At 65.8% G+C, this 23,369-nt stretch carries 41 protein-coding genes and 2 tRNA genes; 24 read left to right on the top strand and 19 right to left on the bottom strand.

Annotated elements, in window-relative coordinates; genetic code table 11:
• Window positions 1-21 precede the first annotated feature (21 nt).
• The 3 genes from ACTXG9_RS04905 to ACTXG9_RS04895 all read left to right on the top strand — a co-directional run bounded on the left by ACTXG9_RS04905 (window position 22) and on the right by ACTXG9_RS04895 (window position 803).
• A complete protein-coding gene (locus ACTXG9_RS04905; RefSeq protein ID WP_005410432.1) occupies window positions 22-321 on the top strand; it encodes an integration host factor subunit alpha in 300 nt (99 codons plus the stop codon).
• A complete protein-coding gene (locus tag ACTXG9_RS04900; protein ID WP_005410431.1) occupies window positions 302-658 on the top strand; it encodes a MerR family transcriptional regulator in 357 nt (118 codons plus the stop codon). Before ACTXG9_RS04905 ends, ACTXG9_RS04900 begins: the two co-directional genes overlap by 20 nt.
• A gap of 68 nt (window positions 659-726) precedes the next feature.
• Window positions 727-803, top strand: a tRNA-Pro gene (locus ACTXG9_RS04895).
• A gap of 82 nt (window positions 804-885) precedes the next feature.
• Here the strand turns inward: ACTXG9_RS04895 and ACTXG9_RS04890 are convergent.
• The 18 genes from ACTXG9_RS04890 to ACTXG9_RS04805 form a co-directional block, all read right to left on the bottom strand.
• Window positions 886-1,980: a tyrosine-type recombinase/integrase gene (locus ACTXG9_RS04890; RefSeq protein ID WP_457654777.1), complete on the bottom strand. Its 1,095-nt coding sequence runs from the start codon at window positions 1,978-1,980 to the stop codon at window positions 886-888.
• A 9-nt stretch (window positions 1,981-1,989) separates the two neighbouring features.
• Window positions 1,990-2,190 (bottom strand): MerR family transcriptional regulator, encoded by a 201-nt coding sequence (locus ACTXG9_RS04885; protein ID WP_111172936.1) that lies wholly within the window; start codon window positions 2,188-2,190, stop codon window positions 1,990-1,992.
• Between the two features lie 55 nt (window positions 2,191-2,245).
• On the bottom strand, window positions 2,246-3,160 hold the full coding sequence (locus ACTXG9_RS04880; protein WP_317614164.1) for a DNA cytosine methyltransferase: 915 nt from the start codon (window positions 3,158-3,160) through the stop codon (window positions 2,246-2,248).
• Entirely contained in the window at window positions 3,157-3,348 is a 192-nt protein-coding gene (locus ACTXG9_RS04875; RefSeq protein ID WP_456115526.1) for a hypothetical protein, read from the bottom strand. The genes ACTXG9_RS04880 and ACTXG9_RS04875 overlap by 4 nt, the downstream gene beginning before the upstream one ends.
• The gene (locus tag ACTXG9_RS04870; RefSeq protein WP_456115527.1) at window positions 3,341-3,832 is read right to left on the bottom strand and encodes a hypothetical protein; all 492 of its coding nucleotides are present in this window, start codon (window positions 3,830-3,832) and stop codon (window positions 3,341-3,343) included. Before ACTXG9_RS04870 ends, ACTXG9_RS04875 begins: the two co-directional genes overlap by 8 nt.
• Window positions 3,825-4,160 (bottom strand): hypothetical protein, encoded by a 336-nt coding sequence (locus tag ACTXG9_RS04865; RefSeq protein WP_456115528.1) that lies wholly within the window; start codon window positions 4,158-4,160, stop codon window positions 3,825-3,827. The genes ACTXG9_RS04870 and ACTXG9_RS04865 overlap by 8 nt, the downstream gene beginning before the upstream one ends.
• Window positions 4,157-4,462 (bottom strand): hypothetical protein, encoded by a 306-nt coding sequence (locus ACTXG9_RS04860; RefSeq protein ID WP_456115529.1) that lies wholly within the window; start codon window positions 4,460-4,462, stop codon window positions 4,157-4,159. The genes ACTXG9_RS04865 and ACTXG9_RS04860 overlap by 4 nt, the downstream gene beginning before the upstream one ends.
• Window positions 4,459-4,629: a hypothetical protein gene (locus ACTXG9_RS04855; RefSeq protein WP_456115530.1), complete on the bottom strand. Its 171-nt coding sequence runs from the start codon at window positions 4,627-4,629 to the stop codon at window positions 4,459-4,461. Before ACTXG9_RS04855 ends, ACTXG9_RS04860 begins: the two co-directional genes overlap by 4 nt.
• A 48-nt stretch (window positions 4,630-4,677) precedes the next feature.
• Window positions 4,678-4,893: a sigma-70 region 4 domain-containing protein gene (locus tag ACTXG9_RS04850; RefSeq protein ID WP_456115531.1), complete on the bottom strand. Its 216-nt coding sequence runs from the start codon at window positions 4,891-4,893 to the stop codon at window positions 4,678-4,680.
• Entirely contained in the window at window positions 4,890-5,480 is a 591-nt protein-coding gene (locus ACTXG9_RS04845) for a hypothetical protein (protein WP_456115532.1), read from the bottom strand. The genes ACTXG9_RS04850 and ACTXG9_RS04845 overlap by 4 nt, the downstream gene beginning before the upstream one ends.
• Window positions 5,481-5,482: 2 nt before the next feature.
• Entirely contained in the window at window positions 5,483-6,376 is an 894-nt protein-coding gene (locus ACTXG9_RS04840) for an ATP-binding protein (RefSeq protein ID WP_456115533.1), read from the bottom strand.
• A 93-nt stretch (window positions 6,377-6,469) separates the two neighbouring features.
• Complete coding sequence (locus ACTXG9_RS04835) at window positions 6,470-6,988, bottom strand: hypothetical protein (protein ID WP_252744903.1); 519 nt, start codon at window positions 6,986-6,988, stop codon at window positions 6,470-6,472.
• Window positions 6,989-7,136: 148 nt separating this feature from the next.
• Complete coding sequence (locus ACTXG9_RS04830) at window positions 7,137-7,367, bottom strand: hypothetical protein (RefSeq protein WP_456115534.1); 231 nt, start codon at window positions 7,365-7,367, stop codon at window positions 7,137-7,139.
• A 109-nt stretch (window positions 7,368-7,476) separates the two neighbouring features.
• On the bottom strand, window positions 7,477-7,716 hold the full coding sequence (locus ACTXG9_RS04825) for a hypothetical protein (RefSeq protein WP_206621228.1): 240 nt from the start codon (window positions 7,714-7,716) through the stop codon (window positions 7,477-7,479).
• Window positions 7,713-8,036, bottom strand: a complete 324-nt coding sequence (locus ACTXG9_RS04820; RefSeq protein ID WP_456115535.1) for a hypothetical protein — start codon at window positions 8,034-8,036, stop codon at window positions 7,713-7,715. Before ACTXG9_RS04820 ends, ACTXG9_RS04825 begins: the two co-directional genes overlap by 4 nt.
• Before the next feature lie 160 nt (window positions 8,037-8,196).
• Window positions 8,197-8,433: a hypothetical protein gene (locus ACTXG9_RS04815; protein ID WP_456115536.1), complete on the bottom strand. Its 237-nt coding sequence runs from the start codon at window positions 8,431-8,433 to the stop codon at window positions 8,197-8,199.
• 13 nt (window positions 8,434-8,446) lie between these two features.
• Entirely contained in the window at window positions 8,447-8,800 is a 354-nt protein-coding gene (locus ACTXG9_RS04810) for a hypothetical protein (protein ID WP_456115537.1), read from the bottom strand.
• Window positions 8,763-9,224, bottom strand: a complete 462-nt coding sequence (locus ACTXG9_RS04805) for a hypothetical protein (protein ID WP_456115538.1) — start codon at window positions 9,222-9,224, stop codon at window positions 8,763-8,765. The genes ACTXG9_RS04810 and ACTXG9_RS04805 overlap by 38 nt, the downstream gene beginning before the upstream one ends.
• Before the next feature lie 116 nt (window positions 9,225-9,340).
• Between ACTXG9_RS04805 and ACTXG9_RS04800 the strand changes: the two genes are divergently transcribed.
• The 5 genes from ACTXG9_RS04800 to ACTXG9_RS04780 all read left to right on the top strand — a co-directional run bounded on the left by ACTXG9_RS04800 (window position 9,341) and on the right by ACTXG9_RS04780 (window position 13,123).
• A complete protein-coding gene (locus tag ACTXG9_RS04800) occupies window positions 9,341-9,610 on the top strand; it encodes a YdaS family helix-turn-helix protein (protein WP_456115539.1) in 270 nt (89 codons plus the stop codon).
• 296 nt (window positions 9,611-9,906) lie between these two features.
• Entirely contained in the window at window positions 9,907-10,272 is a 366-nt protein-coding gene (locus ACTXG9_RS04795) for a hypothetical protein (RefSeq protein ID WP_054172918.1), read from the top strand.
• Between the two features lie 81 nt (window positions 10,273-10,353).
• Window positions 10,354-11,199: a hypothetical protein gene (locus ACTXG9_RS04790; RefSeq protein WP_456115540.1), complete on the top strand. Its 846-nt coding sequence runs from the start codon at window positions 10,354-10,356 to the stop codon at window positions 11,197-11,199.
• A complete protein-coding gene (locus ACTXG9_RS04785) occupies window positions 11,196-12,506 on the top strand; it encodes a replicative DNA helicase (protein ID WP_456115541.1) in 1,311 nt (436 codons plus the stop codon). The genes ACTXG9_RS04790 and ACTXG9_RS04785 overlap by 4 nt, the downstream gene beginning before the upstream one ends.
• Window positions 12,503-13,123 carry a hypothetical protein gene (locus ACTXG9_RS04780; protein WP_456115542.1) on the top strand — a complete coding sequence of 207 codons (621 nt, stop codon included), beginning with the start codon at window positions 12,503-12,505 and terminating at the stop codon, window positions 13,121-13,123. The genes ACTXG9_RS04785 and ACTXG9_RS04780 overlap by 4 nt, the downstream gene beginning before the upstream one ends.
• A gap of 8 nt (window positions 13,124-13,131) precedes the next feature.
• On the opposite strand, the gene ACTXG9_RS04775 is transcribed toward ACTXG9_RS04780, so the two are convergent.
• Complete coding sequence (locus tag ACTXG9_RS04775; protein ID WP_457654775.1) at window positions 13,132-13,668, bottom strand: hypothetical protein; 537 nt, start codon at window positions 13,666-13,668, stop codon at window positions 13,132-13,134.
• A gap of 62 nt (window positions 13,669-13,730) precedes the next feature.
• Between ACTXG9_RS04775 and ACTXG9_RS04770 the strand changes: the two genes are divergently transcribed.
• The 16 genes from ACTXG9_RS04770 to ACTXG9_RS04695 all read left to right on the top strand — a co-directional run bounded on the left by ACTXG9_RS04770 (window position 13,731) and on the right by ACTXG9_RS04695 (window position 23,354).
• A complete protein-coding gene (locus ACTXG9_RS04770) occupies window positions 13,731-14,093 on the top strand; it encodes a Ref family recombination enhancement nuclease (RefSeq protein ID WP_456115544.1) in 363 nt (120 codons plus the stop codon).
• A complete protein-coding gene (locus ACTXG9_RS04765; RefSeq protein WP_456115545.1) occupies window positions 14,078-14,587 on the top strand; it encodes a hypothetical protein in 510 nt (169 codons plus the stop codon). Before ACTXG9_RS04770 ends, ACTXG9_RS04765 begins: the two co-directional genes overlap by 16 nt.
• A complete protein-coding gene (locus ACTXG9_RS04760; protein WP_456115546.1) occupies window positions 14,584-14,796 on the top strand; it encodes a hypothetical protein in 213 nt (70 codons plus the stop codon). Before ACTXG9_RS04765 ends, ACTXG9_RS04760 begins: the two co-directional genes overlap by 4 nt.
• Window positions 14,786-15,322, top strand: a complete 537-nt coding sequence (locus ACTXG9_RS04755; RefSeq protein ID WP_456115547.1) for a hypothetical protein — start codon at window positions 14,786-14,788, stop codon at window positions 15,320-15,322. The genes ACTXG9_RS04760 and ACTXG9_RS04755 overlap by 11 nt, the downstream gene beginning before the upstream one ends.
• Before the next feature lie 364 nt (window positions 15,323-15,686).
• A tRNA-Met gene (locus ACTXG9_RS04750) sits at window positions 15,687-15,765 on the top strand.
• Window positions 15,766-15,848: 83 nt separating this feature from the next.
• Window positions 15,849-16,346 carry a hypothetical protein gene (locus ACTXG9_RS04745; RefSeq protein WP_456115548.1) on the top strand — a complete coding sequence of 166 codons (498 nt, stop codon included), beginning with the start codon at window positions 15,849-15,851 and terminating at the stop codon, window positions 16,344-16,346.
• Window positions 16,346-16,666, top strand: a complete 321-nt coding sequence (locus ACTXG9_RS04740) for a hypothetical protein (protein ID WP_322535215.1) — start codon at window positions 16,346-16,348, stop codon at window positions 16,664-16,666. The genes ACTXG9_RS04745 and ACTXG9_RS04740 overlap by 1 nt, the downstream gene beginning before the upstream one ends.
• Window positions 16,663-17,130, top strand: a complete 468-nt coding sequence (locus ACTXG9_RS04735) for a lysis system i-spanin subunit Rz (protein WP_456115549.1) — start codon at window positions 16,663-16,665, stop codon at window positions 17,128-17,130. The genes ACTXG9_RS04740 and ACTXG9_RS04735 overlap by 4 nt, the downstream gene beginning before the upstream one ends.
• Window positions 17,130-17,585, top strand: coding sequence for a terminase small subunit-like protein (locus tag ACTXG9_RS04730; protein ID WP_456115550.1), 456 nt, complete (start codon window positions 17,130-17,132; stop codon window positions 17,583-17,585). The genes ACTXG9_RS04735 and ACTXG9_RS04730 overlap by 1 nt, the downstream gene beginning before the upstream one ends.
• Entirely contained in the window at window positions 17,557-19,053 is a 1,497-nt protein-coding gene (locus ACTXG9_RS04725) for a hypothetical protein (protein ID WP_456115551.1), read from the top strand. Before ACTXG9_RS04730 ends, ACTXG9_RS04725 begins: the two co-directional genes overlap by 29 nt.
• An 11-nt stretch (window positions 19,054-19,064) precedes the next feature.
• The gene (locus tag ACTXG9_RS04720) at window positions 19,065-19,268 is read left to right on the top strand and encodes a hypothetical protein (protein WP_049446572.1); all 204 of its coding nucleotides are present in this window, start codon (window positions 19,065-19,067) and stop codon (window positions 19,266-19,268) included.
• Window positions 19,269-19,272: 4 nt separating this feature from the next.
• Window positions 19,273-19,536: a hypothetical protein gene (locus ACTXG9_RS04715; protein ID WP_456115552.1), complete on the top strand. Its 264-nt coding sequence runs from the start codon at window positions 19,273-19,275 to the stop codon at window positions 19,534-19,536.
• A complete protein-coding gene (locus ACTXG9_RS04710; RefSeq protein ID WP_456115553.1) occupies window positions 19,536-21,248 on the top strand; it encodes a portal protein in 1,713 nt (570 codons plus the stop codon). The genes ACTXG9_RS04715 and ACTXG9_RS04710 overlap by 1 nt, the downstream gene beginning before the upstream one ends.
• Window positions 21,245-21,604 carry a hypothetical protein gene (locus ACTXG9_RS04705; protein ID WP_138464159.1) on the top strand — a complete coding sequence of 120 codons (360 nt, stop codon included), beginning with the start codon at window positions 21,245-21,247 and terminating at the stop codon, window positions 21,602-21,604. Before ACTXG9_RS04710 ends, ACTXG9_RS04705 begins: the two co-directional genes overlap by 4 nt.
• Entirely contained in the window at window positions 21,594-22,283 is a 690-nt protein-coding gene (locus tag ACTXG9_RS04700; RefSeq protein ID WP_456115554.1) for a hypothetical protein, read from the top strand. The genes ACTXG9_RS04705 and ACTXG9_RS04700 overlap by 11 nt, the downstream gene beginning before the upstream one ends.
• Window positions 22,284-22,352: 69 nt before the next feature.
• Window positions 22,353-23,354: a major capsid protein gene (locus ACTXG9_RS04695; RefSeq protein ID WP_054172936.1), complete on the top strand. Its 1,002-nt coding sequence runs from the start codon at window positions 22,353-22,355 to the stop codon at window positions 23,352-23,354.
• Window positions 23,355-23,369 lie beyond the last annotated feature (15 nt).

Genomic DNA, 23,369 nt, shown 5'->3' with positions numbered 1-23,369 from the left:
AGCACTCGGGGGTAGCAGGCAATGGCATTGACCAAGGCGGAGATGGCGGAAAAGCTGTTCGACGAAGTCGGTCTGAACAAGCGGGAAGCCAAGGAATTCGTCGACGCGTTTTTCGATGTGCTGCGTGAAGCATTGGAACAGGGACGTCAGGTGAAGCTGTCGGGCTTCGGTAATTTCGATCTGCGGCGCAAGAACCAGCGCCCGGGTCGCAACCCCAAGACCGGCGAGGAAATTCCGATTTCCGCCCGTACGGTGGTCACCTTCCGTCCGGGCCAGAAGCTCAAGGAGAGGGTGGAAGCTTATGCTGGATCCGGGCAGTAACCGCGAACTACCGCCGATTCCGGCCAAGCGCTACTTCACCATCGGTGAAGTCAGCGAGCTGTGCGACGTCAAGCCGCACGTCCTGCGCTACTGGGAAACCGAGTTTCCCAGCCTTGAGCCGGCCAAGCGCCGAGGCAACCGCCGCTACTACCAGCGCCACGACGTGCTGATGGTCCGGCAGATCCGCAGCCTGCTGTACGAACAGGGCTACACCATCGGTGGTGCACGCCTGCGTCTGGACGGCCCCGATGCCCGCGAGGAATCGGCGCTGAGCAACCAGATCATCAAGCAGGTGCGCATGGAACTGGAAGAAGTGCTGCAGTTGTTGCGCCGCTGATCCCATTTCCATCGTAATCCGCTATACTTCACGGCCCGCCGCACTGGCGGGCACATCGCAGCATCAGTCGGGGCGTAGCGCAGCCTGGTAGCGCATCTGCCTGGGGGGCAGAGGGTCGTCGGTTCGAATCCGGCCGTCCCGACCAAAAGCAGCGATAGAACAAGGGCTTGCGCCATACGGTGCAGGCCCTTTTTCGTTGTGGTCACTACGTGTCCACTATTCCACCACTATCGCGGCAGCGCGATACCCGTGGTAACCGACTGCCACGGCGCTTCGTGGCCACCCAGGTAATGCTCGGTCATCGACGCGTTGCCGTGCCCCATCAGCGCTTGAATCTGTTCCGTGGTCCAGCCCGCATCGCGCAGCAGCGCGCCACCCAGGCTGCGGATCTCATGGAAAGTTGGCGGCGCTTCGCCGCCAACGCCGGCAGCATCGCGCGCCTTTGCGAACGCACGCGACAGCTGCTCGGGCAAAACCTGCGTGTGGTGCGCTCGGTCCTTTGCGCGCTTGTCGCTGGGCCTGGCTTTCTCCGGCAGCCGGTGGATGACGAACGGCGAAACCACGTCATCGCGGCACCGGGCCAGCAGGTCGACCAGGGGCCCGGCCACGGCGATCTGTAGCCGAACGTTCGTCGAGCCCTCGGTTTTCGAAGGCACCACCCACAGGTGGCCGTCGCGCACGTCGGCGAACTTCACCGTCACCACGTCCTCGCGGCGCAGCAGCGTCACCAACGACAGGTCCATCGCGTTGCGCAGCCACGGCGCGGCCTGGTCCCATATGGCCCGGTACACGTCCAAGGTCAGGCGCACGCGCTTCCGCTCGTGCTGGAACCGGCGAGTCGCCAGCGCGGGGTTGGTATCGATCCAGCCTTCCTCCACGGCGCAGGCCAGGATCCAGCCCAGCACCAGCCGGAACTGCTGCCGCGCACGGTCGGATTCGGTCACCTCGCGGATGAAGGTGGCGCACACCTTCACCGTCACCTCGGCTACCGGCTTCGAGCCCAGCCCGGCCTCGATGCGGCGGATCACGCTTTCGTAGACCTCGGCCGTCTTCGGCGCCCACTTCCTGCCGGGCACGTCATCGCGGCGGAACACAACGATCGCATCGGCAACCGTCTCGCCGGGCGTCAGCACCTTCGATACCAAGTCGTTGCTGGGCATCAGCATGGCGTTGAGCTTCTTGGCCGCGGCGAAGGCCTTGGCCTTGTCCTTGCCCATCGAATGCTCTTTGCGCGTGATCGGGTGCCGGTACTTGAAACCGTCCCGGTGGGCATACAGGTTCTGCGGCCAGTCACGGCGGCCGGGCTTGCGGACACGTCCCATCATGGCAGGTTACGCCGCACCGGCCAGGACGCGCGCGATCAGGTCGTCGCCGCCGGCCAGCCACTCGTGTTCGTCGATGTACCAGGCGCCGCCGACCTTGCGGCCGGGCAGCTTGCCCTCGCGCATCAGCCGCTGCAGTACCTGCATGGACGGGCGGCTGCCTTCCTCGAAGTAGCGGTCCAGCCACCGCTCGGGGGTCATCAGTTGCATGCTGGTCTCCTTCAGTTCGTGGCCAGCGCAGCGCGCAGCTGCTCGGTGGCGGTGTTCATGCGGCGGCCCTCAGTGCCTGAATGACTTCACAGGCCTTTGGCGGGCACACCGCGTTGCCCATCATCTGCATGCCGTCCTTCTTGTTCGTGGGCAGCAGGTAGTGCTTCGGGAAGCCCATGGCGATCTTGGATTCCTCGACCGACACCATGCGCATGCGGTCGCCGTCGATGATGCTCCAGCGGTCACGGGTGGTGATCGTGCCGATAGGGCGGTCCAGCGATCGACCAGTCAGGCCGGAGCCGGTGCCGAAGTAGGGCGCCACGAAGCGATCGCCGAATGCCGCGCGGCCTGCGCGCACCCGGGCGATGGTTGCCGCGGCGCGGCCAGGCCGTTCAACGGGCGTCCAAGTGCCGGCGTCGAAGTCGATGAAGCTGCTCGCAGGAACATGCGGCATCTTCGGCAGCGTCAGCTCCAGCGGATGCTTGCTCTTGGTGAGCACGATGAAAATGCGGACGCGGTGCTGCGGGACGCCGAAGTCGGCGGCATCCAACAGGTGCGGGCTGACTGCGTAGCCCAGCGCAGTGACCGCGGCGCACCATGCCGGGAAAAGCTTCCACTTCAGGAAGGCCGGAACGTTCTCGACCAGGGCGGCCTCGGGCGACTTGCATTCCAGCGCCGACACAACGGCCCATGCGGTCGAGCGCGTGGCGTCATGGTGCGGGCGTTCCTTGCCGCGGGCCGGTGTGTGGCCCTGGCATGCAGGCGAAGCCAGCAGCAGATCGAAGTCGGGGAGCTGCGTCCAGTCGGCCTGCTGCAGATCCTGGCAGACGTGCTGGGCGCGCGGGTGGTTCGCCGCATGCGTCTCGACGGCTGCGGGCCAGTGGTTCGCGGCCCACACCACTTCGCAGCCAGCCTGCTCGGCGCCTTCAGTAAATCCGCCACCGCCGGCGAACAGATCGATAGCCTTCATGGGGTGCCTCCCTTCGCGTGATTCATGACTTTCTGCGCCTCGGCCATGTCGCCGTGCGCCAGCGCCTGCAGGGCCAGGCCCCGTGCCTCCCAGGTGCGCACGGTCGCCGGCCGAGCCGAGTCGAGGTCTACCCCGGACATGCTGGCCAACTGCCGGCCGACCTCGCGGTGGTCGATTGCCTCAGCCATGAGCGCACCTCCGCCAGCACCAGCGCAGCCCATTGCGCGCGGCGCGGCATGCGCGGCTGATCGCCCACAGGGTGGCGATGCCGGCCGCAAACCCGGCCAGGGCGAACACGTGGACCATTGCAGCGGTGAGCAGCTGGTCAGCCGCCACACTCGATGCTGACGACTTGCCGCATTCAGCTGTACAGTGCACGACGTCCCCTACCGCGCCCCGCCCATGACTACTCGTGGCTTTCATCGAACCCTGCGCGGTTTCCACGATGGCTACCATTTCGTGCTGACCATCACGAGCAGCGCAGGCGACGTTTTCTCGTACACAGCCGAAGTCGACGGCATCGCTGTTGAGTTGCGATCCGAGGGCGTGATCAGGAGCAAGGGCGACGCTATGCAGCTCGGAATGGCTGCGGTTGAGCGACACGTGGCGGGCCTCGCTTCCAAGCGCTGAAGGCGCGCTCGTAGAACCTGTGGTGTGCAGCTGGTCAGCCATGGGCTGCCACCCGCGGCAGCTGCACACGCCCACCGGGGCGCACGGTGACCAGGGTCGCCGGTGCTGCCTCGACCTCGATCAGGGCATAGCCGATGGCGTCGACGCGTTCGCGCAGCTGGCGGCGTGCGATCAGCAGCTGCAGCGCGATGTGCCGGCGGTGGTCGTTGAGCTGGAACGTCCGCGTCTCGATGTGCAGCTTTCCGGCCAGGTCACGGCGGAACAGGCGGTAGGTGAGGACGTGGCCGCCCAGCACCTTGTCGATGGACCGGCCCCAGGCGAAGCCCTCGGTGCGCTTCGGCAGCCGGCGGTCGTAGCGGTGGTGGGTCATGGCTGGTCACCCCAGCGCACGAACAGCCACACGTCCACGAACTGGCCACAGCTGGAGCCAATATCGGCCTTGTACCCAAGGTCGCGCAGTTCTTTGAGGATCGCCTTGCACAGCGCCGGGTAGTTGTCTTCGGCGGTGTAGCAGGAGCCGTCGCCGAAGCCGTACTCGCGGGTGATGTACTCGCGCTTCCCGTTCACTGCAGCGGCCCTTATCCCTTTCAGGATGGTGTCGACAGCGAAGGCCGGATCCTTCGAGCGGGTGATGTTCTCGGCCATCGCGGCCGTCAGACGTTCCGTGGTCATGCGTGGCTCCGAAGCGGCACGCGGCGCACTGGCCCGTGCCACAGGTTGGTGAGGTTGTTCAGGCGCACCTGGAGCGGATCGCGGCGCAGGGGGCGCAGCGGGTCATGCAGGCGGCGCTCGGTGTTCCGGCAGGGCGCGCACGCGGCGGTGTGCTTGCCGTTGATCAAGGGGGAAGAACCGCAGCGGCAGCCGGGCCGCGCACTTCGTGCAGGCCTTCATGGCAGGCGAGCCTTCATCAGGTTCTCCCAGGTGAGCGGGTAGGGGCCGCGCTTCACCCGGCTGTCGGCGGTGGTGAGCGAAACGCCCAGCTGCTCGGCGATCTGGCGCATGGTGTAGCTCTTGCCCTCGACCACTCGGGCGAAGAGCGCCGCCTTGGCCTTGCCACCACGGATCGTTCCCCGGTGCGGGTAGACGTAGTTCAGGCCCTTCATGCGGCCACCTCATCGCGATAGTTGGCAGGGAGGTGTTCCTCGGCGAATGCCAGGTAGTCGAGCGCCAGCTGCATGCAGTCGTCGTGGAGGCCGGGGTAGCGGGTGACCTCCAGCAGCTGCGGTGCCGAGACGCGGTACTCCAGTTCGCCCACCTCCTTCAGTTCGAACACGTTCCAGCGGAAGACGTCGGCGCCGAACAGGTCCAAGTAGTACCGCCACTGGTAGCCGGCCAGATACCGCTCGGCATCGAACCGGCTGGTGGTCTTGTGGTCGTCCACGCGCTTGCCGTCGAGGCAATCCACCTTGCCGGTCACGGTCAGGCCGCCATACTCGCCATAGGCGCGAACCTCGCGGATCGTCGGCAGTACCAGCTCGCAGTCCGGCAGGTGGAACGTGTGGTCCATCGCCTGCAGCACGTCGTAGTCGCCCGGCCCCGCGTGTTCCAGAGCATCGTGGAACGCGGTACCGGCCAGCATCGCCTTGGTGGGCTGATCTACGGTGATGTAGCGCACCAGGTCTGCCACCGGCTGGTCGTCGGCGTCACGCCACTTCCGGAACGCCTCGATGTTGGACACGCGGGCCAGCACGGTCAGGCTGCCTTCGGCGCGGCGTACTGGCCGGCCTTGCTGTCGAAGGTCAGGCCGAGCGCGGCGGCACGGTCGTTCAGCAGCACCTTCATGGCCTGCGATCCGCCCTTCGCCTCGGGCAACAACGAGTTGATCGCGGCGACGTCCTCGGCAGCGGTCGTGCGGTCGCGCCACTTCTCCAGCACGGCCTGAGCCTCGCGCTGCTCCTCGGTCATAGCGTTGAGCCGGTCCTTGATCTGCTGGATCACGCGAGCCAGGAACTGCGGGTCACGCTCCGGGTGCGGCACTTCCAGCGGCTCCAGCTGGCCCGGGTTCTTGCCGAACGACGCATCGGTCGGGCTGAAGTTGAGCATGCGCTTGCCGTCGCGGATCGACAGCCGGCCCATGGCATCCGCCGCCTTGTAGATCTCGCCCTTGCTGCCCCCCTGGACGTCCAGACGCTCAATGATCTCGTCGCCGTTGCGCTGCTCGTCCATGTGGGCGATCAGCACCACGTCCTTGCCCAGGCTGTTGAGGTGCTTCAGCCATGCCACGAACTCTGCCTTCAACTGGCCGAAGCCCTGCAGCGTCAGCGAGCCGCCCCGGCCCATCTTCGGATTGCGGCGGATGATGTCCGGCGTCAGCGTGTCGAGCGCGCGGCCGGCGGTGTCGACCACCACCGTGTTGAAGTCGGTCAGATCGTCGGCGGTGATGTGCGCCACGTCTTCCCAGCGCTCCACCTGCACGGTGTCCTTACGGTTGGCCGAACGGTGCGCGCCGCGGTCGAAGTCCAGCAGCAGCGGCTTGTCGGCGGTGAACGAAATGGACGTCTTGCCCAGGCCGGGTGCGGCGTAGATGCAGACGTTAAGACGGGTGACCGTGATCGGGTCGGTGGAGCGGATGATGCGCAGTGCCATGGTTAGAACTCCCGTTGGCGTGGGTTCTGAGGAATGGATGCCGGCGTCGTGGAATCCCGGCCGGCGCGGGGCCCGCGAGGGCGGGGGAATTCGTTACGCGGCCAGGTCGGCCTGCTGCGGGGCGGCGCTCGGCGGCGTGAGGGTCAGGCGCACCTGACCGCGGCGCCAAGCAGAGATCAGCTCGGCGTCTTCGTCCTCGTCCAGCAGCACCGAGACGGTGAACCCCATAGCCACGCTGCCGCCTTCGAGCGGCTTCCAGGTGATCTTTTTCACCTTGGCGTCGGCGAAGAACACCGGTTCGATGTGGTCCATCAGGGAGCCGATCGACAGCTCGTAGCCTTCGAACTTCCCGGTGATGTCCTGCTCGCCCAGCAGCGGCAGATTCAGCGCCACCAGGTCCGTGCTGCCTTCCATCGGCAGGTTCTGCTGCTGGCCCTTGTCGGCCTTCTTCCAGAACGCCGGCAGGATGGCCGGGTCGATGGTGTTGAGGATCGTGTTCGGAGCGTTCAGCGAGAACTTCAGGTCAGCAGCGGCCGCGTCTTCGTCGCCGTGCTTTTCCTTCCGCAGGTTCAGATGCGAGAACACCGCATCGTGTTGATCGAGTTGGAACATCGGTGGTGCCTCTCGTAGGAGCCGGCCGCGCCGGCGGGAAGTCAGGACCAGGCCAGCGGCCAGCACATGGCGGCCGCGAGCGCGGCGGTGATGGCGTAGCAGGCGAGGCAGGCGGCGAAGTGGCGCCAGTTGCTGCAGCCGAAGAAGATCAGGAGGCGCATGCGTCCTCCGATTCGCACGCGGCCAGGGCGGCGCGCAGGCGGTCGTCGGCGGCAAGCTGGTCGGCCAAGTCGCGGGCAATCAGCGAGGCGTGGGCCGCAGCAAGAAGCTCGGTTGCCAAGTCATGGGCATCGCGCAGAACTTCGAACTCGCGCATCTCAGCGCGCTCGGTAGCCATCGCGATTGCGTGTTCCAGCGCGTCCAGCAGACCGGCGGTCACGACAGCACCGCCTGCAGCAGTACGGTGGCCAGCACGCCCAGGCAGAACGCCAGGGTATTGGCGACGACAGTGGCCACCACGTGGTGGCGATGCTCGCGTTCGGCGGCGGTCATGCGGCACCGCCTTTGACGCTCGCCAGCTCGGCACGCAGCTCGGCGATGCGGCGACGGTCTTTCGCCGCGTCCCCTTGGTAGCCAGCGGCGACGCGTGCAGAAGCTGCGCGGTTCGGATTGCGCGGATTGTTCGCCCGGCGCTCGAAGTGCCGAGCCCGGCGACTGGCACCGCGCTCCATCAGCAGGCACCAGGCGAGGTCATTCCGCAGGCGCTGCACATCGACAGGGGCGCTCATGCGGCGTCCTCCAGGTGCCCGGCATCGAAATCCCTCATCGAGGCGTCCACGCGGCAGGACATGTCGCGGACCAGGTCGGCCAGCTCGCGGAAGTGGGGCAACAGGTGGACCGGAACCTCCTGCGTCAGGATGTGGGTCATCACGTGCCGAGCCTGGCTCAGCTTCTCGACCAGCGGGGCGACGTCGCCCTCGCGTTCCAGCTCCGCCGCCACGTGGTCGCAGGCGAACTGGAAGGCCTCGTCGTTCGGTTCGGCCGGTGCGCGGCCGTCATGGCTGCGCTGGGCAGCGCGGGCCAAGTCGTTTGCGGTGCGGACTGCCATGGTGAACCCCGTCATATGGCCCGGGTGGGCCGACGGGGATAGCATTACCGAAACGGTTACGTCACGTCAATACCAAAACGGTAATTAATTTCCGGGGCGGGCCCCGGGAACGAAAAAGCCCCGCCAGAGCGGGGCTTTGATAGGGCGGGAACGCCGTGGGTCAGTAGTTCGGCAGGTTGCGGACCTTGGTTTCGAGATCGTCCACTTGTTCCTCGAGTGCGTCGATCTTCTCCTTCGCCATTTCCAACTGCTCCATGTGGCTGGGGTACCAATCATCCAGATCCTCCACCTTGGTCGGCACGCTGGCCTCCACTTCGCCAATGCGATAGAGGGCGTACGCGTTCAAGCCGAGCGACAGGACTAGTGCAGTGGAAAGGGTGATCAGCACCAGCTTCATGGGCGGTTCCGGGTCAGAAGTGGGAACGAAGAAGTCCTGCATCTTCGAACGTAACACCATCGTGGATGCAGTCCTGGGCGCGCTCGAGATCGCGATGAAGCTGGATCAGCTGCTCGTCGTCGAGTTGCTCGATTCCGGCCAAGCCAAACGTAGCTTGGTCGATGATCAGCTGCATCGAGTAGCCCCAGCGGCGCCGCAGGTGGCGAATCATGCGGCAATGGGATTCCCTGGTCAGGTCGTCCAGTTGTCTGGCGGGCGTGGAAAGCGTCACAAGGCGCAGATGCGGCCGTGGCGTGGGTGTTTCGGTACCCATCGCCTTTGCCATACGGCTAGCCAGTTCCTTCAACCGCTCTTCGCTCAGTGCCATCGCCATCTCCCTTTGCCTTGTCCAACCGGGCCACAAAGGCCCGCATGAAGTCGAGGACGTTGCTGTCGTCCAGAGACGCGGCCTCTGCGCGGACCGTCTCATATGCAACGGCCAAGGCAGTGACGTTGATTTCTGGGACAGGTGGTTCCCCCCTGATCTCAGCCACCAGCTGCAGCAGCCGGTGAGCTGAGCGAAGGGTACCGATGTCGATTCCCACTGGCTGAGACTGCCGGGAAGGCGGGCTGTCGAGCTCGCCGCGGCTCATGCCCATTGCCAGTTCCAGGTCGCGGGCAAGCCGCCCGCCGATGCCCTTTGGCGAAGTCTCCGAAATCCACTGGCTGACCTGTGGCTGCTGCCAGCGGCTGCCGCCGTATTTCCTCGCCCAGTCCGCCGGACCACCGGCCTCGGCGACCAAGCGGCGCATGTTTTCGGTTCTGGCTGTGCTGGCGTCCATAGGGGTAATGGTCACAAGTACAGCCCTGTGGCGAAATGACCGAAACGGTGTTGACCGTCCATAACCAAAACGGTAATGTGCCGAGCATGAACCTGACCAACTACGCGGTATCCAAGGGTGGAACCGGGACGCTTAAGTGCCCGGTTCTGGAATCGGTGGCCAAAAAGGCAGGCTGCAGCGCGGGCACGTTGTATCAGATCGCGCTCGGGAACAAGCAGCCCAGCGCCAAGCTGGCGAACGAGATCCATAGGGCCACGCGCGGGCGCGTCCAGCGCGGCGAGCTGCGGCCGGACGTCTTCGGCGCTCCCCCGGCCACTGCTGCCAATGAAGCACCGCAGAGCGAGGCGGCTGCCTGACATGACCACTTACTGCGCCGCGACAGGGAAGGGGATCACTACCCCGGGCACCTTCCGGCGCCGCTGCGGCCGCACCACCTTGCCAACCGGCCTCACGTCGACCCGCTCGCCGACCCGCTTCAACACGAACCACTTCCCACCCATCCGCATGAGCGTCAGGACGTTGGCTCCGGCCAGCTGATTCGTTTTCGCCACAGGGCTGCACTCCGATTTGGGGATGCGGCCATTTTCAGAACCAGTCAGGGGAACGCAGGGGAACACGTTGACCCCAGCATTCCCACCTACGGGATAACTGCATGAAAAGCCTAACAATTACCTACGATGACGGCATCGCGCGCAACAGGTCGTTGCGTGAGCACATCGCGGCCCAGGTGTACGCCGGCGCGGGTGTGACGGCGATTGCCGGTCGGCTCGACATGGCCCCTTCGAAGCTGAGCGAGAAGCTGGCCGGCTGCGACAGCGGTGGCAAGCCGCGTGGCCTGTCGATCGACGACCTGGAGCGATACATCGCCGAGACCAAGGATGTCACGCCGATCCACTACCTGATCGAGCGCTACCTGATCTCCCCCGAAGCGCAGCACGCTGAGGCGCTGGCTCAGTTCTCGAAGCTGGCCGCGCTGATGGAGCCGCTGGCCAAGAGCCTGGGAGCGAAGTGGCCATGAACGCTACCGAGAAGGCGATGCTGGCCGTTCGCTCGCTGTGGTTCATCGCTGGCTGCCTGCAGCTGCTGAAGGGGGCAGGCCATGCGTGAGTATGGGCAGATCCAGTGCGCGTTCTGGCAGAGCCAGGATGCCCAGGAGTGGACCGATGCCGGCAAGCTGCTGGCCGCCTACCTGATGACCGGCCCCCACTCGAATGGGCTGGGCTGCTACCGCTGCCCCGACGGCTACGTGATGGCCGACCTTGGGTGGTCTCTGGAAAGGGTTTCGGAAGGGTTTGCCGAACTGTCTCGAAACGGTTTCGCATACCGTTTCGAAGGGGTTGTTTTTCTGCCCGGATTCCTGCGCTGGAACAAGGTCGCCAACGGGAACGTGGCGGCGGCGCGTATGGCGGAGTTCGAGGCGCTTCCGAAAGGGGAGGCAAAGGCCCGTGTGGCTGGCGCAATCCTGAAGTACGTCAAGCACTTGGGTAACGACTACCGAACCGTTCTCCAAACGGTTGCAGAAACCGTTTCCGAAACGGTTCCCCCAACGGTTACCCAAACAGAACCCAACCCAACCCAACCCAGAGAGAACCCAAACCAAACCACTTGCGCCGCGCCGGCCGAGCCGGCTCCGGCTGCTGACCTGCTTCCACCGGAGCCAGCTTCACCAGTGGCCGTCAGCTTCCTGCTGAACGACGGCAGGGACTTCGAAATCACCGAGGCCCAAGTTCGGGAGTTCGCCGAGCTGTACCCGGCCATTGACGTGATGCAGACCCTGCGGGCGATTAAGGCCTGGACGATCTCCAATCCGAAGAATCGGAAAACCCGCAGCGGTGCCATGCGGTTCGTGAATTCCTGGCTGAGCCGCGCGCAGAACCAGGCGCCGACCCGGCCGGGTACAGCGCCAGCGCCGCAGAAGGGCGCACTGCCGAGGCTCAGCGCATGACGACCCTCGAAGCCAACCACCGCGCGGCGATCCATCAGGTCGAGCGCCAGGTGCTGCACACGGCGATGTGCCGGCCGTCCAGCATCGCCGACATGCCGCTGCAGCCAGCTCACTTCGGCAACGAGGCGCACGGCCAGCTGTGGGAGCTGATCCGCAGCATGGACGCAGGCGGGAAGCCGGTGGACGCGGTGACGATCTCGGACGTGGCCGACCGCATGGGCAGCCCGCGACTGAGCGAACTGGCGATGCTGATCGGCGTCGACCGCGATCTTTACCCCAGCAGCCAGCCCGCCTATCAAGCGTCGATCCTGCTGTCCGCGTGGCGGGACCGTGAGGCCTTGGCGATCGCGCGGGAGCTGCAGGAAGGCGCGCAGGCTCGGCAGGAGGACGCGGTGGACGCCGCGATCCAGCGGCTGATGACCCTTCACACCGCCGACCGCAGCTACGAGCACACGTCGCAGTCGGCACTCGATGCGGCCGTGGCTCAGGCCATGGAAGCGCAGCGCAATGGCGGGAAGCTGATCGGCGTCTCCAGCGGGATCTTCGACCTGGACGAGGCGTTGGGCGGCTTCCACGACAGCGACCTGATCATCGTTGGCGCCCGTCCGGCGATGGGAAAGACCGGCTTCCTGCTCGGCGCCACTGCCGCCGGCGCGAAGGGTGGGGCGGTGGGCCTGATCTCTGGCGAGCAACCCGCCGACCAGGTTGGCCTGCGCTGGTTGGCGGCTGGCTCCGGCGTAAACGTCGGCCGCCTGCGTGCTGGCAAGTTCCGTCACGACGACGTCGGCTCGCTGCTGCACGCCGCCGAGCAGTACGGCGCGCTTCCGGTGCGCATCCACGATCGGCCATCGCCAGACATCACCGAGGTGGTGCGCGAGGCCCGCCGGTGGAAGCACCAGCTGGGCATCCGCGCGCTGTACGTCGATTACCTGCAGCGCATCGAGATCGCATCGATGTCGCGCGCACCGAAGCACCAGCAGGTGGGCAGCATCACCCGCAGCCTGAAGAACCTGGCCCGCGACCTGCGCATACCGGTGGTGGCACTGGCGCAGGTGAACCGCGAGGCCGACGGCGAGCGGCCGCAGATGAAGCATCTGGCCGACAGCTCAGAAATCGAGAAGGAAGCCGACCAGATCATGATGCTGTGGCGCGACCTGTCCAACCCGCAGGCCGAGCGTACTGCGGCAGAAATCAACGTGGTGAAGAACCGGCACGGGAACATCGGCGTGGTTCCGGTGACGTGGCACGGCGGATCGACGTCCTACGTCAACCGCAGCGCTGCCGACGAGCTGGGGGAAGTCGCATGACCCAGACCGCTGCAGCGAAGAAGATCCGCGCCAAGCGTGCGCGCCGGCCGATCTACCTGGTGGTGGCCAAGCTGATCGACCCGAACACCGGCGAGCTGGTGGGCGCCCTGGTGCCGGCCAATGCCGTCGACCAGCGCTTGCTGCGCGATCGCAAGTTCCGAGTGGGCCGGGAGATCCGCGGCGAGCTGAAGCAGCCGCGTGAGGAATGGCAGCACCGCCTGATCCACAAGATCGGGCACCTGATGGTCGACAACGTGGAAGGCTGGGAGCAGCTGGACGCGCACGACGCGGTGAAGCGCCTGCAGCTGGACGCCGGCGTGTGCTGCGAGACCGTGGAGATGGACGCCACGCCAGTCATCGCCGCGGTGCTGGACGCCTCCGAGGCGCTGCTGGGTGCAGGCGCCCGCAAAGTGCTGGCCGGTGTGCTGCCGGAGATCCGCACTATCCCGGTCAAGCGCGCCGAGAGCCTGTCATTCGATGAGATGGAACAGGCCCGGTTCCAGGAGCTGTTCGACGGACTGACCGAGTACATCGGCAACCACTACGCCCACGTGATGCTCGACGACGTGCGCGCCGAGTTCTGGAACATGGCTGGGCAGAACAGGAGGGTGGCGTGATGGGAATGTCAGCTGCCGAGTACCTCATCGACGGCCTTGCCAAGGGCCAAGCCCGCTTCGACTGCTGCTTCTATCGTCTTCGCCAGTCCGAATGGGTCGTTGCCTTCATGCCACTGCGCAAAAGCAGAGTTGGAGGTGGAAACGGCGCTCGACCGGGCGGAACTGAGGCGAAGGGCAAAGGTCACAAGGCTGTCGGAAAGCGAAGGGAATTCGTGCCCAACCGCGAGCGCGTCTCGCATTTCCTTGGAAATCTCGGTTGCAGTCAGGGCTCTCTGAAGAAGCTCGTCGTCGCGGTTGTTGCCAGTGAGGTTCACGCCTATTTCAAAGAGCTCCAAAAGCTGAGTGTTGAATGGTTCCATCGCGAGCGCGAAGGCACATCGCGCTCGCGCTCTTTCACGGATGACTGCTTTCTGCTGATCGTGTCTGAAGATTCTGGTGGGCACCCATGCCGCGACCAATACAGAAGCGGCGGCTATTGCCGTCTGGATCCAAGCCGACCAGTTGACCGACCCAGTCTCAGCCATGCAGTTGTATACGCAGTCCATGCAAATTCCCCTGTCTGTTGGGGGCAAGCATGAAGCGCGGCCGCTCAACCAGCAAGCCGACCGTGGCCCAGCAGCAGCGGATGGATGCGATCAGCGAAATAGGCTGCATCGTAGCCCATGGCCTGGGCATCGACCTGGGCGACAGGCCTATACCGGCCGAAGTGCACCACCTGACGGTCGGCGGCAAGCACGGCGCCAAGCGACGTGGCCACGATTTCACCATCGGTCTGAATCCGTGGTCCCACCGCGGCGAGCCGTTCGGCGGCATGTCCGCCGCCCGCTGCGAGGAATTGTTCGGCCCGTCGTACGCCCGCCAACCCCGCAAGTTCCGCCAGGAGGTCGGTAGCGACGAATACCTGCTGGACCTCCAGAACACCCTGATCGAGAAGCACATGAAGGAGAAGCGCCCATGGCAAGCCGCCTGACGTTCGGCATCGACCCCGGCCTGACAGGCGCCATTGTGACGCTGCTGGACGGCGAGCCCGGCCCAATGGTCGATATGCCGGTGATGGACGGGGAGGTCGACGCGCGCGCCGTTGCCGCATTCCTTCGCCAACAGCGGGACGCCCATCCTGGTGCGGTGATCGCCGTAGCTCTGGAACGCATCCACGCCCGTCCGATGCGCAACGACGAGGGCAAGGCCATCGAGGGATCAGTGGCCAGGCACAACCTGGCCGAGGGCTTCGGGCAACTGAAGGCGACCGTGCGCCTGTTGGGCCTGCACCTAGTGCTGGTGCAGCCGTCGGTATGGAAGCGCCGATTCGACCTGTCGGGGAAGAGCAAGGACGCCGGCCGCGTGCTGGCTATCCAGCGATTCCCGGCCGCGGCGACGCAGCTGCAACGTAAGAAGGACAACGGTCGAGCCGATGCACTGCTGATCGGCCTGTACGGCGACAGCCTGATCAGGGGCGGCGCATGACCACTGCCGAGGCCCGCACGCGGAAGCGATACAACGCCTACCTGCGCCGGCATGGCGTGTGCGCCGTCTGCACCATGCGCGAGCGCGGCAGCAGCCCGGCGCACTGCCAGCGCCGGCCAGACCGGCAGGGCGGCTGCAACACCGACGGCCTGCTGCCGGTGTTCCGATTCGACGAGAACGTGCTGAAGGGGATGCGCGATGGCGACTGATGACTACCTGGTGCAGCAGCTGCGAGCTTGGGGCCATGCGCAGGCCAACCGATTCGCGCTGACCTACGCTGACCGCAGCACGCACGTGCTGGAGAAGGCCCGCGACATGGCGCCCGGCACGCGGGAAAGGGCCCTGCGCGATCTGGTGGGGCGAGACGGTTCCAGCCGCCGGAGGTTCATGGCTGATCGCAGCGGCGTGGAGGGCATGGGCATGCTGCCGGCATGGGCTGTGGACCCGGTGCGGTCGACGAACGACGCCGACAAGCCGCACGACAATCCCGAGATCGCCGTCGATGTAGGTATCCCAGAGGCATTGATGTGGGTGGAGCGTGCGCTCGCATCAATGATGCGGCAGCACCCGCTTCGCGCATTGGTGCTGCATACCGAGTACACGGTTTCGGCCAGCCAGGCGGTGAAGGCGCGCATGGTGGCGGAGAAGTACGGCGGCACGCTATCAGTTTGGCAGTACCGCCGGGAGTTGCAACGCGGAGTCGACTGGCTATCAGGCCTGTCTGTAGCCGCTTAACCCTGGGTATTCTGATCAGAGATGCCCATCACTCGGCGAATCTCAAAGTACTGCCTCAGAACATCGTCCTTGGTGCCGCGAACCTCGATTGTCTTTACGCCGCTGAGGTCAATCGTGAAAGACGCGATGTTCCCTGCAACATTTGGGCTGGTTACCAAAGCGATGAAGTCGACGTTGATCAGGCGGCCGTCCTTAAGAATTATTCCATTTGCCATTGCGCAGTCCGTTACTCGGTTTTGGTGGAGCCTGATTCTGCCGCTTGACAAGTTGCACAAGCAAATGCCCTAATTCTGCAACTGTCAAGAATTGTCCCTGAAGCCCCGGCCCTGCGTCGGGGCTTCTGCGTTTCCGGGACTGCGCTTTCTGCGGGCGTAGGCCAGAGGTCCAGGCTGCCGGGCTCATAACCCGGAGATTCGCCGGTTCGAATCCGGCCCCCGCAACCATCCACGCCCGTCCACCCTCACCGGACCAATTCGCCGAGCCTGCCGGGCTGCGGTGACGGGCACCTATCGCCGGAGATCCACCCATGTCACAGCTGCTGCTGCCAATGACCCCAGCGCAGTGCCTGCAGCACGTGGTCGTGCCGGCGCTCGCCCTGTTGGGTGCCGCTCGCTACGACTCGCCCGAGGCTCGCGTGCTGATGCTGGCCATTGCCGGGCAGGAGTCAGGCCTGGCCCACCGCCGGCAGGTGAAGGGCCCAGCCCGTGGCCTGTGGCAGTTCGAAGAAGGCGGTGGCGTTCGCGGGGTGCTGAACCACCCGTCGACCCGCGTGGCTGCTGCCGCACTGTGCAAAGCCCAGGGTGTCAGCGCCAATCAGGCTTCGGTGTATTTGCAGCTTGAACTGGACGACATCCTGGCTGCGGGCTTCGCCAGGTTGCTGCTGTTCACGCTACCGCAGCGCTTGCCCGAGCTAGGGAACGTGTCGATGGGGTGGAAGCAGTACTTGGACGCCTGGCGACCTGGGAAGCCTCACATCGACCGCTGGCCGAAGTGCTACGCCGCGGCCATGCAGGCGGCAGGCTGATGGCGGAGGACACCGCACCCTGGTGGCTGGCTGGCGGCGCGGTGGCGCTGTGGGTGGTCCGCGAGACCTGGGGCTCGATTCTGTCCCGGCGCAAGGAGCGCACCGAGACCGACGCCAACGTCGACCTGCTCAATGGTCTGGTGGAGCGGGTCAAGTCGTTGGAGGCATCCCAGGTGGCCACCAGCAATCAGCTGGCCGACGAGATCCGGCTGCGCATGGCAGCGCAGGAGGAATCGCACCGCCTGCGCCTGCGCGTCATGTCCCTGGAAGACGCAATGCGCCGAGTTGGCGCGGTGATTCCCCCGGAGCCTACGCAATGAACCGCATCGCCATCGCAGTCGCCGCCTTCACCCTGTGGTCCGCAGCCATGTTCGGTGCGGGGTGGGTCTGGCGCGGCGACCTGGCAGAGACCAGGGAAGCCGACCAGCGCGCCGCCAGCGCCGAGGCAGTCGCCACCCAGGTCAACCAGACCCGTGCCACCGAGCACGCCCAGGCCGAGACACTGGCCGCCATTGGAGCGAAGCATGAAGAAGACCGCACTGCGGCCGCGGCCGTCCCTGCTGCTGTTGTTGCTGGCGTGCGTGATGGCAGCCTCCAGCTGCGCGACGACCTCGCCACGTGCAATACCGCTCGCCTGTCCCAAGCCGTCGCCGGCACCATCGAACGTGACCAGGCAGCCCAACTACGAGCAGAGGTCGCGGGCGCTCTTGTTCAAATCGGCCGCGACGCCGACGACCACGTCCGCGCCTGCCAAGCCGTGATCCGGGCGGACAGGGAGCAGTAATGGCACGGCCGAGCAAGTACAGCCAGCAGCTGGCCGACGCGATCTGCGACCTGCTGGTTGATGGCAAAAGCCTGCGCACGATCTGTTCCACGGCAAAGATGCCGAGTCGTTCCACGGTCATTCGTTGGCTGGCCGAGAACGAGGCATTTCGCAACCAGTACGCGCGTGCACGCGAGCTGCAGGCGGACACGCTGGCCGAAGAGATCCTCGACATCGCCGACAACGCGGTGCTGGGCGAGCGGCTGAAGAAGGACGGCAAGGGCAAGGTGCTGGAGCGGCAGACAGGCGACATGGTCGAGCGCTCCAAGCTGATGATCGATGCCCGGAAGTGGTACGCCGGCAAGCTGCAGCCCAAGAAGTACGGCGAGCGTGTTGCCCTGGACCACGGCGTGCAGGACAACCTGGCCGACCAACTGAGGGCCGCCCGTGAGCGCGCAGCTGGCCGGGAGTCCTGAGCAGCAGCTGGTCGAGGCGATCGGCTCGTTCCAGCACGACCCGCTGGGCTATGTTCTGTTCAACTTCCCTTGGGGCGTCAAAGGCGGCCCGCTGGATGGCAAGAAGCTGCGAGCCTGGCAGCGCCGGCAGCTGGAGAAGGTTGGCAGGAAGCTGCAGGCCGGGGCTGCTGATGCTGGCGAGGTGATCCGCCAGGCTGTCGGCTCTGGCCACGGCATCGGCAAGTCCGCGCTGGTGGCGATGCTCATCAAGTGGGCCTTCGACACGTTCGAAGACACCCGCGGCGTGGTCACGGCCAACACCGATAACCAGCTGCGCACCAAGACCTGGGCCGAGCTGTCGAAGTGGCACGGAATCAGCCTCACCAAGGACTGGGCAACGCTGACCGCCACCGCGCTGATCAGCAACGCCCCGGGCCACGACAAGACCTGGCGCATCGACGCGGTGCCGTGGTCGCAGAACAACACCGAGGCATTCGCGGGCCTGCACAACGAGGGCCGGCGCATCCTGCTGGTGTTCGACGAGGCTTCGGCCATCGCCGACAAGGTGTGGGAAGTGGCCGAGGGTGCGCTGACCGACCAGGGCACCGAGATCATCTGGGCTGCGTTCGGCAACACCACCCGCAACACCGGCCGGTTCCGCGAGTGCTTCCGCCGGTTCAAGGCCAGTTGGGACACCGAGCAGATCGACAGCCGCACCGTTGAGGGTGTGAACCTGGTCGAGGCCGAGCGCATGGTGCGCGACTACGGCGAGGACAGCGACGTGGTGAAGGTCCGTATCCGCGGCCTGTTCCCCTCGATGTCAGCCCGCCAGTTCATCGCCGAGGCGGATGTGGCGGCAGCCTACGGGCGACACCTGCGGCCGGAGCAGTACAGCTGGGCGCCGAAGATCCTCACGCTGGACCCGGCGTGGGAAGGCGACGACGAGCTGGTGATCGGCCTGCGTCAGGGCCTGGCCTATCGGCAGCTGCGCACGCTGGCCAAGAACGACAACGACATGGCGGTGGCGGCGATCCTCGCCCAGCTGGAGGACGAGCATCAGGCCGACGCTGTGTTCGTCGATGGCGGGTTCGGCACCGGCATCGTGTCCGCAGGCCGAACCATGGGCCGCGACTGGCGCCTGGTGTGGTTCTCGGGAGAGTCGGGCGACCAAGGCTGCCTCAACAAGCGCGCCGAGATGTGGAAAGCCTGCCGCGACTGGCTGAAGGAAGGCGGCGCCATCCCTGAAGACCCGCAGCTGCGCGACGAGCTGCAGGCACCCGAAACCGTGCCGCGCCTCGACGGCAAGCTGCAGATGGAATCGAAGAAGGACATGAAGCGCCGCGGCCTGCCGAGCCCCAACCGGGCCGACGCCCTGGTGCTGTCGTTCGCATACCCCGTGATGCCCCGGCCGCGCTTCCCCGATGGATCGCCCATCCAGCCATATGACCAAGCCGACCAGCAGGCCGGCGAACCCTACAACCCGCTGTAACGAGGTAACCCATGTGCAACTCCGCCCCCAAGGTGAAGCCGGTGGCCGCAGCGCCTGAAGTGGCGCCAGAGTCGATCGACGATGCCGCCGTGAACGAGCGTGACCGCGAGCGCCAGCGGCAGCGCCTGCGCTTCGGCAGCCGGTCGACCATCCTGGCCGGTGACACCAGCTCGGCGATGCCGACCGCGTCGGTCAAGACGGCGCTGGGTGCCTGACGCCATGTGCACCTCGCGCCAGGTGATCGATCCGGGTGGCCTCCTGTTCGGCGACAAAACCGGCAAGTACGCCGACCCGCTCGGCATCACCAAAACCGCCGTGGGTGATCCGACCGGCCGTGTGCGCCGCGCTCGCAAGGAAGCCGAAGACGAACGCCGCACCTACGCCAGCAGCGGCGCATCCTCGGTGGCGTATCGATCGCTGGGGCAGACCACAACTGCGCTGGGTGGAACGGCTCCGCGCAATACCGTGCTGGGGGGAGGCTGATGGACATCGCGAAGCTGCAGGCGCATTGCCGGCGCCGCAAGACCGCCTTGAAGGAGGCGCAGAACGACTGGACGCCGCTGTGGCGCCAAACGTCGGAGTACATCGACCCGACCCGCGGCCGCTTCTACGGTGACCAGGACGACAAGCCGCGTAAGCGCAACTGGGCCAAGGTGATCAACAGCACTGCCACCGATGCGCTGGGTGTGATGGCGGCCGGCATGATGTCGCACATGACGCCCAAGGCGCAGCCCTGGTTCAAGGTGACCACGCCTGACCCGGCCATTGCCGAGCTGTTCGGCGTGCGCGTGTGGCTGGACGATGTCGCCCAGCGGATCCGCGACACCTTGGCCAGCAGCAACTTCTACAAGGCCATGCCGGTGGTATACGCAGAGGACGGAATCTTCGGCGTTGCTCCGCTGCTGGTGCTGGAAGACTCGCGCGAGGTGGTCCGCTTCTACGCGCTGACCGCCGGCAACTACGCCGTGGGGCTGGACGACCAGGGGCGGGTCGACTCGCTGTGGCGCCGTTACCCGAAGACGGCGCGGCAGCTGGAGGAACGCTACGGCGCAGACGCGCTGCCGTCGGTGGTGCGCGACGCACTGCCGAAGAACGGTGACCAGAGGTTCTGGGTGGAGTCCCTGATCGAGCCAAACCCGGATGAGCGGCCCGGCATCGGCCCGCTGGGGCTGCAGGCTCCGCGCTTCCGTCCCTACCGCGAGGTGGTTTGGATTGATGGAGCGGCCAACGGCCAGAACGGCGTGATCGACATCGGCGGCCACTACGAGGCCCCGTTCGTCGTGGCCCGCTGGAACCCCGTCGCGGAGGACATCTACTCGTCCTGCCCGGCGATCAACTGCCTGGGCGACATCAAGCAGCTGCAGTATCTGGAAGGCGAGAAGCTGCGCCTGATGGAGCAGATGTCCGATCCGACGCTCGCTATGCCGGAGAGCCTGCGCCGAACTGGCGGGGCTCGGCTGCGTAAAGGTGGCCAGGTATACCTGCCGCAGGACGCGGCGAACGCCACGGTATCGCCGGTCTACATGCCCGACTCGCGTGGCCTGGCGCAGATCCGCGAGGAAATCTCGGTCGTCGAGCAGCGGATCCAGCGGGCGTTCTTCTACCAGCTGTTCCTGATGCTGGAGGCGCTCGGCGACAAGACGGACCGCACCGCCACCGAGATCGTCACCCGCAAGGAAGAGAAGGCGGCAGTGCTGGCGCCGACGCTGGAGTCGATCACCGACGAGGTGCTGGACCCGGTGGTGGTGCGGGTGTTCCGCCTGCTGGAGCGCGCGGGCCGCATACCCGATCCGCCGCAGGTGCTGGCCAATGTGCCGCTGAAGATCGAATACACCAGCATCCTGGCGCAGGCCGCCAAGGCGGCAGCGGTCGGGTCGATCGAACGCACCATGACCTTCGTGGCCAACGTGGCGCAGGCCACCGGTGACCCGTCCGTGATGGACAAGCTGGACAGCGACCAGGTGGTCGACGAGTACACCGCCGCCGTGGGCGGCCCGGCCTCGATCATCCGCAGCGACGATGCAGTGGCCAGGATCCGCGCAGACCGCGCGCAGCAGCAGCGCCAGCAGCAGCTGGCAGCGTCTGCCCAGCCCATGAAGGACGCCGCGCAGGCGCTGAAGACGGCCAGCGACACCGTGCCCGAGGAAGGCTCGGCGGCCCAGGCGCTGATTGACGCCATGCAGGGTGCCGCATGAAGCGCCCCGGCATGGACCCACGGGAGGAAGAGCAGCGCCGTGTGGCCGAGCGCATCGCGGACCTGCAGGACAGCCAGCTGCGCGAGGACGCGCGGGCAGTGCTGGCCGATCCAGCCGGGCGCCGGCTGGTGTGGCTGTTCATTCAGGCCATGGATGTGGATGACAGCGCGTTCAACACCAACGCGATGGCGCAGTCCCGAAAAATCGGACGTCAGGAGGCCGGCCAGTGGTGGCTGCGCGTCGTCCGTGACAGCTGCCCGGAGCGCGAAGCACAGATGCGCGCCGAGGCCAACAGTGCAATGAAGCGGCTGCAATCGCAGCTGCAGCAACCCGAGGAAATCAACGATGTCGACTGACAACGCCAACACTGCCAGCAACCCCAATCCTGGCGCCGGCGATACCACCACCACGACCGAAACTCCGCAGGTTCCCGGCAGCAGTGCGCCGGCGGGGACCGATGGCGGCGGCAGCGGTGGCAACGCTGCGGGCAACGATGGAAAGCCGAACGAGGGTGAAGGCGGCGGTGAAGCCGGCAAGCCCGAGGACGGTAAGACCAGCGCGGCACCGGAGCAGTACGGGCAGTTCAACCTGCCGGAAGGGTTCACCCTGGAAGGCGATCGACTGGGCGCAGCCACGCAGTTCTTCAAGGCCAAAGGCTGGACGCAGGAGCAGGCCCAGGAGGCCGTTGACCTGTACACCCAGATGGCCGGGCAGGATGCGGCGGCGATGCAGCAGGCAATGGAAGCCCAGCGCTTGCAGCAGGTCGAGCAGTGGGGCGTGGATGCCAAGCAGCAGTTGGGCGCCAAGTACGACGAAACCGTCGGCCTGGCCACCACCGCGGTAAAGGCCATCAACGACCCCGAGCTGACCAAGGCGTTCAACGAGCTGGGCTGGGGCAACCATCCGACCATGATCAAGGCGTTCGCCTTCTTCGGCGGGTTCCTTCGCGACAGCAAGGTGGATGGCCTGGGCGGGACCACGACGTCTGGTCCGGGCGCTTCCAGCGACCCGAAGTCGATCCTCTACGGCGGCTGATAGCCGCTACGCAATACCCCATCAACCCGCCGCCGCAAGGCGGTTTTTTCGTATCTGGAGAGACAAACAATGTCGACCATCGGCAACACCTACCTGACCTTGGCGGACGTGTTCAAGCGCACCGACGCCGACAAGCAGATCGCTGCGGTGATCGAGCTGCTGGCGCAGGACAACCCGATCCTGCAGGACATGATCGTCAAGGAGTGCAATGACGGTACCACCCACCTGACGACCGTGCGCACCGGCATTCCCGAAGGCACCTGGCGCATGCTGTACCAGGGCGTTCAGCCCACCAAGTCGACCACCGCCCAGGTGCGCGATGCCACCGGCATGATCGAAGCCTGGAGCGAGATCGACGAGAAGCTGGTGCGCATGACCGGCGACTCGGCCGGCCTGCGCCTGTCCGAAGCCCAGGCATTCCTCGAAGGCCTGAACCAGGGCGTGGCCACCTCGATGTTCTACGGTGACCAGGCTACCTCGCCGGCGAAGTTCACTGGCTTTGCTCCCCGCTTCAACAAGATCGCCACCAGCGGTTCGGGCGCCCAGATCGTCGACGCAGGCGGCACCGGCTCGGACAACACCTCGATCTGGTTCATCGTCTGGGGTGAGAACACCGTCCATGGCCTGTACCCGAAGGGCAGCAAGGCCGGCATCGATCGTGAGGACAAGGGCAAGCAGACCAAGACCAACGCGGATGGGTCGATCCTCGACGTGGTCCGCGAAAAGTTCCAGTGGGACATTGGCCTGTCGGTTCGCGACTACCGCTACGTGTCCCGCATCGCCAACATCGATGTGTCCGACGTGAAGGCCGGCAACGTGAAGCTCTACGACTTCATGCGCAAGGCCTATTACAAGCTGAAGCAGCGCCGCGTGATGGGTGGCCGTGCGGCCATTTACCTCAACACCGACATGCTGGAAGCGCTGGACGCGCTGGCCACCAATGGCGGCACCACCGACAACTTCGTGCGCCTCACCCGCAAGGAGATCGAGGGCGAGGAAGTGCTGACCTATCGCGGCATCCCGCTGCGCGAGTCGGATGCGCTGCTGAACACCGAAGCCCGGGTCGTCTGATCCGCCGCCACTGAA

The sequence above is a fragment of the Stenotrophomonas maltophilia group sp. LNF247 genome, from assembly GCF_054083135.1.
This window is presented reverse-complemented; position numbering and strand designations above follow the sequence as displayed.